Source organism: Paractinoplanes durhamensis (assembly GCF_016862175.1).
Classification (GTDB): domain Bacteria; phylum Actinomycetota; class Actinomycetes; order Mycobacteriales; family Micromonosporaceae; genus Actinoplanes; species Actinoplanes durhamensis.
Genome location: NZ_BOML01000014.1, coordinates 1 through 13865 on the forward strand (window position 1 = coordinate 1; position 13865 = coordinate 13865).

A 13865-nucleotide genomic window follows, 5' to 3' on the forward strand; every position below is an offset into this window, starting at 1 on the left:
CCCAGGGTGCCAGCCTGACCCAGGGTGCCAGCCTGACCCAGGGTGCCAGCCTGACCCGGGGTGCCAGCTTGGCTCGCAGTGCCAAGCTCGGCCCATAGGGGCACAGCTCGCCCAGAGTGCCAGCACGGCCCGTGGTGCCAAGCTCGGCCCGCAGTGCCAGCTCGGCCCGGAGAGGCACAGCTAGCCCGCGGTGCCAGCTTGACCCGCGGTGCCAGGTACCGGCTGGCCTGGTGCCATTGCCCGGCACCAGGCCAATGGCCGGACGAGCCGCGCGACCTTTCTTGGCCTGGCCCCGGCGCCGTCACGAACTGCCGCTCAAGGTGCGGACGATCAGGCCGGCGCCGAGGAGGACCACCACCGCAGCGCTGATCGGCGGCAGGCAGGTCGCCCATCGGGTGGGGAGGCGGCCGGTGCGGGAGGCGAAGCTGCGGGCTCGGACCAGCAGGATGCCGATGCCGATCAGGACCGCGGCCAGGCCCAGGCTGAACGAGACGATCAGGAGCATGCCGACGGCGATGTGGCCGAGGCCGACCGCCAGGATCATCACGCCGAGGGCTTCCGGGCAGGGCACCAGGCCGCCGGAGATGCCGAGCGCCACGACGGCGCCGAGACCCGCCCGCCGGGCCGCCAGGCCGTGGTCAATGCCGTGGCCGTGGTCATGCCTGTGGTCAGTGCCGTGGCCGTGGTCATGCATGTGGTCAAGGCCATGGTCCTGGTCATACCTGTGGTCAGTGCCGGCGCTGCGATCAGTCCCGGCGTCGCGGTCATGGTCGGCGCCGCGGTCAAAGCCGTGGCCGTGGTCATGCCTGTGGTCAGTGCCGACGCTGCGATCAGTTGCGGCGCTGCGGCCGTGGTCGGCGCTGTGGGCGTGCGGGTGGGCGTGGTCGTGACTGTGGTTGTGGTGGGTGGCGGGCATCCATGGGAGGGCTGCGCGGCGCTGCCACAGCAGGCGCAAGCCCAGGGCCAGGACCAAGGCGCCGGAGATCAACTCCAAGGCCGGGACCAGCACGTCCGGCAGGGCGAAACGGCTTGCCAGCAGCGCTACCGCGCCGATCGCCAGCACCGACGACGTGTGCGTGACCGTCACCGAGGCACCCAGGGCGAGGGCGTCCCGCAGCCGGCCGCCGCTGCCGACCAGGTAGGCCGCCATCATGGTCTTGCCGTGGCCGGGAGTCAGCGCGTGGAAGGCACCCAGCAGCATGGCGAGCCCGAGCGCGCCGACCGTCAGCCAGACCGAGCGGGACGGGTCCGCCAGCATCGACAGCAGGCGCTCGACGCCCCAGCCGTCGTCGGCGGCCGCGGGGGCCGAGGCGACCGGTGCCGTGTCGCCGTGCACGGTGAACACCGTCTCCACCTGCCGCTGGTCCTCGTCGCGGTGTTGCACGCCGACCGTGATCGTCGACTTCTTCGGGGTCAGGACGGCCGACTCGAACTGCGGCTTCAACGGGGTGAAGTCGTTGCGGTAGAACAGCCGGTGGTCGCCGGCCGCCGAAGCCAGCGGGGCCGAGGCGGTGACGTGCAGGATGCCGTAGCCGGCCCGGGTCTGCACGAACGTGGGCAACTCCACCGACGACAGCGTGAGCGGCACCGCGACGTCGTCCACCCGCAGGGTCAGCTGCGCGAGCATCGCAGTGGCGTACGCCCGGCCCTCGGTCTCGCTGAAATTCTTGTCCCCGTCGGAGTCGAGAGCGGCGATGAAGTCGGGTGCGACCAGGACGCCGGCCGCCAGGTCGACCTCGACGGTCACGGCGTCGGCCGCGACGGTGACATACGAGGTCTGCCGGGAGATATCGAGCGGATGCGCCAACGCCGAGACGGTCACGTAGGAGGCCTGCCGGGACACGTCGAGCCGATGCGCCAACGCCGAAACGATGACGTTGGAGGCCTGCCGGGAGACACCGAGCCGATGCGCCCGCGCCGAGACAATGACGCCGGAGGCCTGCCGGGACACGTCGAGCGGATGCGCCAACGCCGAGACAGTGACGTTGGAGGTCTGGCGGGAGGTGTCGAGCCGATGCGCTCGCGCCGAGACGGTCACGGAAGAGGTCTGGCGGGAGGTGTCGAGCGGGAGCGCCCACGCGGGAGCGCCGGACAGCAGCAGGGTGAGGGCCGTCGCCGCGAAGGGCGCCAGGAGCAGGACTGGCGCCCTCCACGGACGGCCCGGGGCCGTGAGCGTCATCCGGTGATCGCTGCCCCGTAGTCGTTCTGCGGGTCGCGGTAGATGCCGTGGATGTGGTTGGCGGCGGTGCCACCCATCGCCTGCGGCGAGTACTCGATGATCACCCGCGGGCCGGTGACCCGGAAGTAGGCGTTGCCGGCGTTGGTGGTCGGCCCGTACCAGGCGAAATAGGTCTGGTCGAGGGTTGCCGAGATCTCCGTCAGGCGGGACGCGGCGTCCTCGGCGTTGGCCAGGTTGCCGTATTTGCTGATCAGGGTGAGCAGCGCCGTCTTCTGGGCGGCAGTGAGCGACGAGCCGGGAATGCCCTCAAAGGCGGGCGCCCGGCTGTCCTGACCCGGACCGTAGAGCAGATCGATGTAGGTGCTGCCGAGCACCGCGGCCGACTTCTGCGCCGTGGTCAACGAGCTGAGCAGGGCGTACGCCGAGGTCCAGATGTCGCCGAGCGGCTTCACCGTGGCGCCGCTGCTGGTGTAGGACGCCGGCTGCGCCCCGATGAAGCTGGGGTAGAGCGCGACCGAGCTGCCGGAAACGGTGGCGTTGACGGTGACGTGGTGGCCACCCCACTGCCACTGCCAGGGGGTGGTCGCCGAGGGGGTGCCGATGAGCGCGATCCAGTAGTACTGCTGGCCGTACTGCAGGCCGCCGCCGCTGGCGAGCTGGTCGTCGGCCGCCCACTCCTGCCGGACCCGGGTGTAGCCCTCAGGGCTGAGGGTGACCTGCATGACCGCGAGCCACGCGTTCTGCTGCGCGGTGGTGAGGTTGCCCCACATCAGGCCGGCCCGGGTGTAGAGCCCCTGCGGCAGGTTGGACCAGCGCTTCTTCTGGGTGGTGTTGGTCCAGGCGAACTGCACGGACGTCTTCTGCGCGGTGGTGAGGGTGGCGAGGAACGCGTTGGTGGCGGCGACGATGGCGGGGGTCGTGTCGGCGACCGCGGCGGCGGGGGTAGCGGCGTAGGAGGCGCCGGCGGTCGCGCCCCCGGCAACGAGCGCGAGGGTCACCCCGGCGGCGATGAGAGCGGATCTCGTTCGCACGTGGACAGCCTTTCCGGTGCATGAGGATGGATTCCACCCCAGAGATTCATGGGGGTGAATGTGACCGACAATATTCCATTCGGCCGCCCACGCAAGTGCCGATGTGCATAGCGCCGACTACATAACCCGCCGGGATGTTTCCTGTGCACGAGCTGTGCTGACCTGCGGATACACACCAGAAAAGGCAAAAGAAGAATTGCACGGAAAACTATTGTGTACGCGTCGGCAGCGGCCCACATGAAATGGACCGAAGAATGCACCAAAATTGAACGGTAAACGATTGAGCGGGTCGCGACCTGCACGCATGCCCACGACCCCGCTTCCGGCGACCAGATTATTGACAATTTTGCCGACGCTTTGCGCGCCAATTCAGCGTGGCGGTTCGCGGTCCGCCGGAGACACCAGATGGGCGACGGCGGGAAGCACCATTTCGGCCTCCGCGGCCCGGGCCTCAGCCGTCGAGGCGTCGCCCGCGGCGGCGTGGACGCGAACCAGTGCGTCCAGGGCGAGCAACTCCACCTCATGATCACCGGCAGCCCGGGCGGCCGTGAGGACCTCCGACAGCGCCACCAGGTCGTCGTCGAGCGAGGCGACCATCTGAGCGGAGAGAAGATCACCGTCCCCACCACCGGCCGTCGCGTACCAGTGCCGGGCCAGCCGCAGCTCGGCCCGGCACTCGTCGAGGCGACCGAGCGCCCGCAGCACCCGGGCCCGCCGGGTCCGGGCGAACGCGGCCCCGCGCAACTCCCCCACCGTCTGCGCGGTGACAGCCGCCCGGTCGAGGGTGTCGAGTGCCGCCGCCATCGCCCCGCTCTGCTGCTGCGCCCGCCCCAGGTTCGCCAAATGAAGCGCCTCGGCGGCGGCGAATCCCAGCCGGTGGGCGGCGTCCGCGGCCCGGGAAAGATGTGCGACGGCGACGTCGTACTGATGCGAGGCCTGGGCCAGCCCGCCCAGCAGCGCCTCGGCGTGCGCGAGGGCCCAGGCGTCCCCGAGCGGGGTAAGCAGAGCAAGGGCTTCGGTGCAGGCGGCCCCGGCCCGCCCGACCTCACCGAGCGCGGTGAGCGCCCAAGCTTCGAGGAGCCGGGCGGCACCGGCCTCCCACCCGTCGGCGACCGACCGGAACTCGGCCAGCGCAGCGAGCGCCTCGACCGGCCGTCCTTGCTGACTGTGCAGGAAGGCCTGAAAGAGGAGAGTCCGGGGCAGCGGCGCGACGGCCCGGGCGGCGGCCACGTCGGCAAAGGCCCGGTCGAGGTCCCCACCGGAGGCCTCGAACCACCCGGCGAACAGCAGAGCGTCGGCCCGGTCGTGGTCCGCGGCAAGAGAACCCGCCGACGCGAGGACCGATCGGCTCCGGGCCGCGGCGTCCCGGCCCGCGCCGAGGAAGATCCATGCCCAGCCGAGCCCGTTGACGATCCGCAGCGCCAGCAGCGGGTCATGGTCCTGTGCCCAGGCCAGGGCCGCGTCGATGTCGGCCCGCGAGCTACGCGCGAACGCCAGATGCTCGGCCTGAGCGGCACCCCGCAGGCCGGCGGCGGCACGCACGGCCGCTTCGCCGTACCAGTGGGCGTGCGCCGCCGCGGCGACGTCGGTCAGACCGGCTTCGCCGAGGCGTTCCCGCCCGAAGGCACGGACGCTGTCCAGCAGCCGGTAACGGACACCGCCGGTGACGTCGGCGAACGCCAGCGACCGATCCACCAGGCGGTCGAACACGTCGAGAGCCGCGGCCGGTGGCACGTCGAGCGCGCCCATGACCTGCTCGGCCGCGTCCAGCGGCGCACCCCCGGCGAAGACCGACAGCGCCCACAGCCCGCGCTGATCGTCCGGGAACAGCAGCTCGTAGCTCCAGCCGATCGCCGCGTGCAGGGTGCGCTGCCGGGCCGGCCGCCGCCCGTGCGGATCGCGCAGCACGGTGAACCGGTCGTCGAGCCGCCGCGCGATCTCCGGCACCGACAGCGCTTTCGTCCGGGCCGCGGCGAGCTCGATGGCGAGCGGCAGCCCGTCCAGCCTGCGGATCACGTCGGTGACGTCCTCGTCGGCGGCGATGCGGCGATGCCGCCCCGCCCGCTGCCGGAAGAGGGTGGCGGCGGCGGGGAAGGGCAAGGGTTCCAGGGTGTACGTCATCTCGCCGTCCAGCCCCAGCGGAACCTGACTGGTCGCGAGCAGGGTGACCCCGGGCGCGGCGGCCAGGATGCGTTGCACCACCGGCCCGAGCTCGTCGACCAGGTGTTCGCAGTTGTCCAGCACCACCAGGGCGTGCAGCCCGCGCAGCCGGTCGAGGACCATGGCCGGGGTCGCCTCGGCCATCCCGAACGCCTCCCCCGCGGTCGGCCACAGCGACCCGGCCGATTCGAGCCGGACCAGCCACCCACCGGGCTCCCGGGCGACCTCGATCGCGAGCCGGGTCTTGCCGACCCCGGCCGGCCCGACGACGGTGACGAGCCGGCCGGCCGACAGCAGTTCACCCACCGCGGCCAGGTCGGCGTCGCGGCCGACGAGCGAGGCGGTCAGCGCCGGCAGGTTGCCGGTGACCGGGGCGAGGGCGGCGTCCTGCACGAGGATGCGCCGTTCGAGTTCGCGCAGCTCCGGGCCGGGATCGACGCCCAGCTCCGCGGCCAGGCCGGCCCGGGCCCGCCGGTACGCGTCGAGGGCGTCGCCCTGCCGCCCGTCCCGATAGAGGGCGGTGATCAGCAGCCGCCACAGCCCTTCGCGCAGCGGGTGGGCCTCGACCAGCGCCGACAGCTCCCCGACCAGCTCCCCCGCCGCGCCGCCGTCGAGCCGGGCGGCGAGGTGTGCCTCGGCGAGCCGCAGCCGGGCGTCGGCGAGCCGCGCCCGCCACGGCCCGAGCCAGGCGCCGTCGCCGGCATCCGGCAGGATCTCGTCGCCCCGGAAGAGATCCGCCGACGACGGCCGGGCCAGTCCGGCCTGCCGCAACGCCTCCAGGGCATCCACCGCCGCCGGGTCGACGTGCAGCGTGTAGCCGAGCGCGTCGCCGCTCACCAGGTCCGGGTCGCCGAGCACCCGGCGCAGCTTGGACACCTTGGCCTGCAACGCGTTCGGGGTGGCCGCGCCGTCCCACAGGTCGTCGATGAGCACGGCGGCGCGCACCGGCCGCCCGGCCTCCAGGGCGAGCCGGATCAGCACCTCGGTGGTCTTCCCGCCCGGCACGGCCAGCGGAACGCCGCCACGGCGCACCGAAAGGGGTCCCAGCAGCGCAACCGTCAGCACTGACGCAGCGTAGGTCGGCAGCGTCAGCCGCGCGTCAGCCATCGCGGCGAGAGTGCCCCCATGACCGAGGAAAACGACCCCGCCGCCCTGGTGGAAACCGCGTTGCGGCTGCTCAGCAGGGCCCGATCCGAGGCAGTGACGCCGCGGGCCAGGCAGACGGTCGCGATCGCCGACGCGTTCCTGGCCGGCGACCTCGACCGGGTCGACGTGCTCGCCCGCGAACACCTCGCCGACCACCCCGACAACGACCTCGTCTCCCGCATCGCGGGCTGTGCCCGTACCCCCGGAAAGGAATTTCGATGAACCGCAAGCTGACCGCCGCCCTGCTGATCACCGCCGCCGTCCTGACGAACGTCGCCTTCACCGCCCTGGGCAGCGTCTTCCATTACCCCGACATCCTCAAGGAGCCGACCGACACCATCCTGACCTCGTTCATCGCCAACGAGAGCGCGGTCGTCACCTGGTTCATCGTGCTCGCCGCCTCGGCCGCGCTGTTCGCCCCGATCGCCCTCGGCGTCGGCCGGCTGTCGGCGAACCGGCCGATGCGGATCGCTGTTCCGGTCGGCATCGCGGCCGCGGTGGTGCAGGTGGTGGGCCTGTCCCGCTGGGCAATCCTGGTTCCCGGGTACGCCGACCGCGGCGACCGGGACGCCTTCGAAACCGCGCACCACGTGCTCGGCACCCTGATCGGCGAGACGTTCGGCTACGCACTGACCGCCGCCTGGACGCTGCTCGTCCTGGCCGCCCTCGGCCGCGCGTTCACCGGCTGGTGGTTCCCGGCCCTGGGCGGGGTCTCGGCGATCCTGATCGCCACCGGCGTCGCCTCCCCGCTCGGCGTCCCCGGCGTCGACTTCCTCAACTTCATCGGGTACGTCCTGTTCAGCGTGTGGCTGCTCGCCTTCGCCGCGCTCCTGCTCTTCCGCCGAACCCCGGCCACCTCCACGCCGGCTGTCCGGGCGGGAGCGGCAGCATGACCGCCTGCACCGAGCGGCACCCGAACAGGTCACCGTGGTCAACCGGTCGGGTGCGGCACCCGTACCCCAAGGGGTCAAAGTAATCGGCGGCGACGCCAGCGACCAAGCCTTCACCGCACGGGTTGCCCGCGGCGCAGCCGTGGTTTACCAGACCCTCAACCCGGCCTACGACCGCTGGACCCAGGAGTTCCCGGGGTTGCAGGCGGGCGTGCTCGCCGCCGCCCGGGCGACCGGCGCACGCCTGGTGAGCTCGCCGCGATCGCGTTCCGGCTGGCCGGCCGGGAGAAGGCCCGGGTGCGGCAGGTGCCGGCCTGCTGATCCGGATGGCCATGCCGGAGCTGGCCGAGATGCGCTACCTGTTCGAGGAGCCGTTCCTGGTGGCGAGCAACAAGATCAACGAGAAGCTTGGGGTACGGGCGACGCCGCTCCCGCAAGCGCTGGCCGAGACCCTTGCCGGTTACCGGTGAACCGTTGAATGTTCACCCCGCGAGCGCGGCGCCGTGAACCGGATCGGGTCGAGCCTGACGACCATGACTTTGAAGAGACGTGACGTTCTCGCCGCCGGCGGCCTCGTCGGCGGCGCTCTGGCCAGTGGTGTCCTGGCCGTCCCCGCCGGCGCCGTGGGTCGTTCCGGCGGCTCTTTTCGCGATGGCTACGGCCCCCTGAAGGCGGCCGGCAAGGAGCTGGCCCTGCCCGCCGGGTTCACCTATCGGACCTTCGGGGCGGCCGGCAGCCGGATGAGCGACGGCCTGCCGACTCCGGGTTGCCACGACGGCCAGGCGGTCTTCCCGGTCGGCCACGGCCGGGTCCGGGTGATCCGCAACCACGAGATCGACAGCGACACCCCCGGCATCGCGCGCCGCGCCCTGAGCAGCACCAACGCCTACGACCGTACGGGCCCGGCCGGGGTCACCTCGTCGCTGTACGACCTCGGCTCGGGCCGCCTGCTGGAGAGCTTCCTGGCCCTCAACGGAACCCTCTCCAACTGCGGCGGCGCCGCCACCCCCTGGGGTTCATGGCTGTCCTGCGAGGAGACCACCGAGGGCACCGGCGCCGGCTTCGAGAAACCGCACGGGTACGTCTTCGAGATCCCCGCCGCCGCCGGCGGCCCGGTCCAGCCGGTCCCGCTGACGGCGATGGGCCGTTTCGAGCACGAGACCGCCCCGGTCGACCCGAAGACCGGCATCGTCTACATGACCGAGGACAACGGCGACCCCGGCGACGGCTTCTACCGGTTCGTCCCGCGCCGCCCCGGGCAGCTGGCGGCCGGCGGCAAGCTGCAGATGCTGGCGATCACCGGCGAGAAGGAGTACGACACCGCGACCGGCCAGCGGGTCGGCGAGGTCCTCGACGCGCACTGGGTCGACATCGACGAGCCCGACCCGACGGATGCCGAGGACAACCCCGGCTCGGTCTACTCCCAGGGCCGGGCCAAGGGTGGCTGCCGGTTCCTCGGCCTGGAGGGCTCGGCCTGGGCCGACGGCGGCGTGACGTTCGTGGCGAGCGAGGCCGGCGACGGCGAGAACGGCCAGGTCTGGCGGTACGTGCCGACCGGCCACGACACCGGCAAGCTGAAGCTGCTCTTCGAGTCCCCCAACCCGCGCACCCTGAACCAGCCGGACACCGTCGCCGTCGCCCCCGACGGCACGCTGCTGCTGGCCGAGGACGGCGACGGCGAGGACGAGGACGGCGGCGACAACTGGCTGCGCATCCTCACCCCGTCCGGCACGATCGCCAACCTGGCCAAGGTGATCGCCCCGCTCGACCTGCACTTCTGGAGCCCGGAGGACTTCCCGTCACCGGGCCCGACCGGCGCGAGCGAGCTGGCCGGCGCCGCCTTCACCCCCGACGGCGAGCACCTGTTCATCAACGTGCAGTACCCGGGCGTGACCTGCGTGATCACCGGCCGGTGGCAGTCCCCGGCAGATATCGGCCGGTCAGGGTAGCGAGGTCGGGCCGGTCGATCTTGTCGAGCAGCTCCGGCAGCTCGGCGAGCCGGCCGCGCTCCTCCAGCCAGTCGAGCACCCGCCGCGGCTCGTCGCCGGCCGGGAAGCGGGCCCGGTCGTACCGGGGTACCTCGGCCAGGTCGGCCAGCTTCACCCAGTCGTCGACGAGCCGGTGGACGACGTCGAGCCGCACCGCCCCGGGAAGCTTCCCGGCGGGGCGCTCCGGCGGCCTGGCCGGCAGCAGACGACCGAGAAGCGCGAAGAGCACTTCGGCCGAGGCCCGGGCGGCGAACTCCTTGAACCGGTCGTCCCGATCGGCCCCCGCGTGATCCATCACGCCCTTGGCGACCAGCCAGTGCGGCACGCCGAGCTCGTCGGCCGCCGCCGCCACGGTGGCCGCCTCCATCTCCATCCCGACGATCTTGCGTTCGCCCATCCGCCGCAGTTCGTCCCAGATCCCGTCCCACTCGACGACCGCGCTGCCGCTGGCCATCGCCCCGGCTAGCACCTTGAACGGGAGAGTCGCCGGCCCGTGCACGTCCTCGGCCCGCAGCCGGGCGATGTGCCGCCAGCCCGCCTCGGTGAGCACCCACCCGGCACCGTCCGGCGCGACCAGGCCGTCCGCGACCAGCCCGGCGACCCCGCCCGGCCAGTCGTCCCGCGAAAAGTAGCGATCGAACGCCGGATGCCGGCGCGGATCCTCGCCGCGATACAGCCGTTCCATGAACCAGACCCCGGCCTGCCCGGCCGAGGCCCGCCCGTAGCTGGGCAGCCCCTCCGGCCGGAAGTCCTGGGCGGCCCGCAGCCAGGCACCGGTCAGCCGGAACTTGTCGTGGTCGCCCCAGAACTCGGCACCGTTCCACTTGCCCTCGTCGTACTGGTAGGCGCGCTGCGCCACGATCACGTCACCGAGAACCGCGTCGCCCGGGCGGCCCGCGCACACGCCGCACATCGCCACGCAGATCGGGTTCAGCTTGCTGATCAGCGAGGTCAGGACCGGGGCGAGGGCGGTGCCCCCCATCCGGGCCGGCCGGGCGAGCGCGATCGTGAGCGTGCCACCCGCCTCGGCCGCGAGCTGCCCGATCAGGTAGGGCATCCGGGCCCCGGAGTCGCACTCCCGCCACTCACGGACCCCGTTGCCGGCCCGGCGGGCCGCTTCCAGCTCTTCCGGCAGCGCCGTGATGATCAACCCATCGACGCGGTCCACTAGCTCCCCCGACCGGCAGCAAGAATTACTATTTTCCCCCACTTGCGCACGCAAGACCTCCCCATTATCAGTCCCCGACGGGAGTCTGACACGGATAGTTGATCTCGCGCATTCGGGATACCTTTCCGGAATGGCGCAACAAAGCGTGTTGATCAAACTACTTCCAGGTCAACTTGACGCCAACCGCGCGCCGGAAGGAATTCGGTAGCCGACCGATCTAGCATCTCCTAGCCATTGGCAGTACGAATCAGAGACAATTGATCGGCGCGACTCCTATTCGACAGGCAACCGCCTTATCGATTACCGAAAGGGCGACCCGCCCAACCGACCGCGCGAGCCCGGACCGCCGAACTAGGCTGTAGATCATGACTTCGAGGCCTGTCCGGATCGGTGTGCAGATCCAGCCGCAGCACGCCGACTACGCGACCATCCGCCGTGCCGCCGCCGAGGCGGAGGACATCGGTGCGGACATCCTGTTCAACTGGGACCACTTCTATCCGCTCTACGGCGAGCCGGACGGCCTGCACTTCGAGTGCTGGACGATGCTCGCCGCCTGGGCCGAGCAGACCACCCGGGCCGAGATCGGCGCCCTGGTCACCTGCAACAGCTACCGCAACCCGGAGTTGCTCGCCGACATGGCCCGCACCGTCGACCACATCGGCGGCGGCCGGCTCATCCTCGGCATCGGCTCCGGCTGGTTCGAGAAGGACTACGACGAGTACGGGTACGAGTTCGGCACCGCCGGTGGGCGCCTCGACAAGCTGGCCGAGGACCTTCCGCGGATCGAGTCGCGGCTGTCGAAGCTCAACCCGGCGCCGACCCGCAAGATCCCCACGCTGATCGGCGGGGGCGGCGAGAAGAAGACGCTGAAGCTGGTGGCCAAGCACGCCGACATCTGGCACAGCTTCGGCGACGCCGAGACGGTCGAGCGCAAGACCGGCATCCTCCGCGAGCACTGCGCCACCGTGGGCCGCGACCCGTCGGAGATCGAGATCTCGGCCGGCGTCGGCGGCAAGCCGGCCGACAAGGGCCAGGCGCTGCTGGATCTGGGCGTCACCATGTTCACCGTCGGCACCGGCGGCCCGGACTACGACTTCAGTGAACTTCGTGATTGGGTCGCCTGGCGCGACCAGGTCAACGGCTGACCTCGACGATGCCCCCGGCCCCGCGGCCGGGGGCATCGGTGTTTCGATGACTATGATCACGCCGTGGACGAACTCGACACGACGGTGGCGCACCCGGCCCGGCGGTACAACTACTGGCTCGGCGGCAAGGACAACTTCGCGGCCGACCGGGAGTCCGGCGACCAGCTCGAGGCATTGTTCCCCAAGGTTCGGCTGGGCGCGCTCGCCAACCGTGCGCTGCTGCGCCGGGCCACCACGTTCCTCGCGGGCGAGGCCGGCATCCGGCAGTTCCTCGACATCGGCACCGGCCTGCCGACCGCCGACAACACCCACGAGGTCGCGCAGCGCATCGCCCCGGAGTCGCGGGTCGTCTACGTCGACAACGATCCGATGGTGATGGTCCACGCGCGAGCGTTGCTCACCAGCAGCGATGCGGGACGTACGGCGTACATCGAAGCCGATCTCCATGATCCGGCGTCCATCCTGGCCGATCCGGTCGTCGGTCAGACCCTCGACCTGACCCGGCCGGTCGGCCTGATGCTGATCGCGGTGCTGCACTTCGTGCACGGGAACGGCGCCGCCAAGCCGATCGTCCAGGAGCTGATGGCCGCGCTGCCGCCGGGCAGTTTCCTGGTCGCCACCCACGCCACCTCGGATTTCGGCACCCCCGAGCAGCAGCGGCTCTACCAGCAGCTGATCGAGGAGGGCAAGTCCGACGTGTGGACCCGCCCGAAGGACGAGTTCACCGATCTCTTCGACGGCCTGGAGCTGGTCGAGCCGGGTGTCACCCCGGCCAGCGAGTGGCGGCCGGAGCCGGGCGCGGAGATCCCGGCCCGCTCGGACATCAACATCTGGACTGCGACCGCCCGCAAGCCGGGATAAAACTCCCGTAGCAATCTGCTCACAGGTCCCTGATGGATAGTTGACCGTCAATCAAACATCGCCTCCTAGGTTCATTTGCAGACGTCAATACGACGTCGGCAGACACCCCTGGAGGACCCATGCGCTCCCCTCTCGCCGCCGCGGTTGCCGCCGGTGCGGCCCTCGCCCTCACCGTCTCGGCACCGGCCTTCGCCGCCGACCCGACCGGCACCGTCCTGCACGCCGGCAGCCCGGACGCCGTCGCCGGCAGCTACCTGGTGGTGCTCAAGGACGGCGCGCTCCCCCGCGCCGACCAGCTCACCCGGCACTACGGCGGCAGCGTCACCCGGGTGTTCGGGCACGCCGTCGAGGGCTACGCCGCCCGGCTGACCGCACGGCAGGCGGCCCGGCTCGCCGCCGACCCGTCGGTGGCCGGCGTCGAGGCCGACCAGACCGTCCGGATCGCCGACACCCAGAGCTCCGCGCCGTGGGGCCTGGACCGGTCCGACCAGCGCGCCCTGCCGCTGAGCGACACCTACACGTACGGGCCGAGCAGCGGCGTCACCGTCTACGTGGTGGACACCGGCATCACCGTCACCCACCAGGACTTCGGCGGGCGGGCCGGTTACGGCTACGACGCGGTCGACGGCGACAACGTGGCGCAGGACGGCAACGGGCACGGCACGTTCGTGGCCGGGGTCGCGGCCGGCAGCACGTACGGCGTCGCCAAGAGCGCGAACATCGTCGGCGTGCGGGTGCTCGACAACAACGGTTCCGGCACCACCGCCGGGGTGATCGCCGGCATCGACTGGGTCACCGCCAACGCGCGGGCCGGCTACTCGGTCGCCAACCTCAGCCTCGGCGGGGGCACCAGCACCACCCTCGACGCCGCGGTGCGCCGGTCGATCACGGCCGGCATCCCCTACGCGATCGCGGCCGGCAACTCCGGGGTCAACGCGAGCACCAGCTCCCCGGCCCGGGTCACCGAGGCGCTGACGGTCGGCGCGACCAGCAGCACCGACGCCAAGGCCTCCTGGTCCAACTACGGTTCGGTGCTGGACCTGTTCGCCCCGGGCGTCTCGATCACCTCGGACTGGCGGACCAGCAACACCGCGACGTACACCGGAAGTGGCACCTCGTTCTCCTCGCCGCACGTGGCCGGCGCCGCCGCGCTCTACCTCGCCGCCCACCCGGGTGCGTCGGTGACCACGGTGAACGCGGCGATCGTCAACGCGGCCACCACCGGCGTGGTGACCAGCGCGGGCAGCGGCTCGCCGAACCGCCTGCTCTACACGGCGACCCTGTCGAGCTGACCGGC

11 protein-coding genes are annotated in these 13865 nt (G+C 71.6%); 7 read left to right on the plus strand and 4 right to left on the minus strand.

Going from position 1 to position 13865, the window contains the following annotated elements; all coding sequences use genetic code 11:
* Positions 1–301 precede the first annotated feature (301 nt).
* The 3 genes from Adu01nite_RS08515 to Adu01nite_RS08525 all read right to left on the minus strand — a co-directional run bounded on the left by Adu01nite_RS08515 (position 302) and on the right by Adu01nite_RS08525 (position 6477).
* Positions 302–2179, minus strand: a complete 1878-nt coding sequence (locus Adu01nite_RS08515; RefSeq protein WP_203726008.1) for a HoxN/HupN/NixA family nickel/cobalt transporter — start codon at positions 2177–2179, stop codon at positions 302–304.
* Positions 2176–3210, minus strand: a complete 1035-nt coding sequence (locus Adu01nite_RS08520) for a DUF3500 domain-containing protein (protein WP_203726009.1) — start codon at positions 3208–3210, stop codon at positions 2176–2178. Before Adu01nite_RS08520 ends, Adu01nite_RS08515 begins: the two co-directional genes overlap by 4 nt.
* A 369-nt stretch (positions 3211–3579) precedes the next feature.
* Positions 3580–6477 carry an ATP-binding protein gene (locus Adu01nite_RS08525; RefSeq protein WP_203726010.1) on the minus strand — a complete coding sequence of 966 codons (2898 nt, stop codon included), beginning with the start codon at positions 6475–6477 and terminating at the stop codon, positions 3580–3582.
* 18 nt (positions 6478–6495) lie between these two features.
* Between Adu01nite_RS08525 and Adu01nite_RS08530 the strand changes: the two genes are divergently transcribed.
* From Adu01nite_RS08530 to Adu01nite_RS08545, 4 genes are all read left to right on the plus strand, one after another.
* Positions 6496–6738, plus strand: coding sequence for a hypothetical protein (locus Adu01nite_RS08530; protein WP_203726011.1), 243 nt, complete (start codon positions 6496–6498; stop codon positions 6736–6738).
* Positions 6735–7409: a DUF4386 family protein gene (locus tag Adu01nite_RS08535; protein WP_203726012.1), complete on the plus strand. Its 675-nt coding sequence runs from the start codon at positions 6735–6737 to the stop codon at positions 7407–7409. The genes Adu01nite_RS08530 and Adu01nite_RS08535 overlap by 4 nt, the downstream gene beginning before the upstream one ends.
* Before the next feature lie 323 nt (positions 7410–7732).
* Positions 7733–7876: a hypothetical protein gene (locus Adu01nite_RS08540; RefSeq protein ID WP_203726013.1), complete on the plus strand. Its 144-nt coding sequence runs from the start codon at positions 7733–7735 to the stop codon at positions 7874–7876.
* 63 nt (positions 7877–7939) lie between these two features.
* Positions 7940–9355, plus strand: a complete 1416-nt coding sequence (locus tag Adu01nite_RS08545; RefSeq protein WP_203726014.1) for an alkaline phosphatase PhoX — start codon at positions 7940–7942, stop codon at positions 9353–9355.
* Here the strand turns inward: Adu01nite_RS08545 and Adu01nite_RS08550 are convergent.
* Entirely contained in the window at positions 9309–10562 is a 1254-nt protein-coding gene (locus Adu01nite_RS08550) for a hypothetical protein (protein ID WP_203726015.1), read from the minus strand. The two genes, Adu01nite_RS08545 and Adu01nite_RS08550, sit on opposite strands and share 47 nt — an antisense overlap.
* A gap of 365 nt (positions 10563–10927) precedes the next feature.
* Between Adu01nite_RS08550 and Adu01nite_RS08555 the strand changes: the two genes are divergently transcribed.
* The 3 genes from Adu01nite_RS08555 (at position 10928) to Adu01nite_RS08565 (ending at position 13860) form a co-directional block, all read left to right on the plus strand.
* Positions 10928–11707, plus strand: coding sequence for an LLM class F420-dependent oxidoreductase (locus Adu01nite_RS08555; RefSeq protein WP_203726016.1), 780 nt, complete (start codon positions 10928–10930; stop codon positions 11705–11707).
* A gap of 63 nt (positions 11708–11770) precedes the next feature.
* Positions 11771–12568, plus strand: coding sequence for an SAM-dependent methyltransferase (locus Adu01nite_RS08560; protein WP_203726017.1), 798 nt, complete (start codon positions 11771–11773; stop codon positions 12566–12568).
* 329 nt (positions 12569–12897) lie between these two features.
* Positions 12898–13860: a S8 family peptidase gene (locus tag Adu01nite_RS08565; RefSeq protein WP_379136162.1), complete on the plus strand. Its 963-nt coding sequence runs from the start codon at positions 12898–12900 to the stop codon at positions 13858–13860.
* Positions 13861–13865 lie beyond the last annotated feature (5 nt).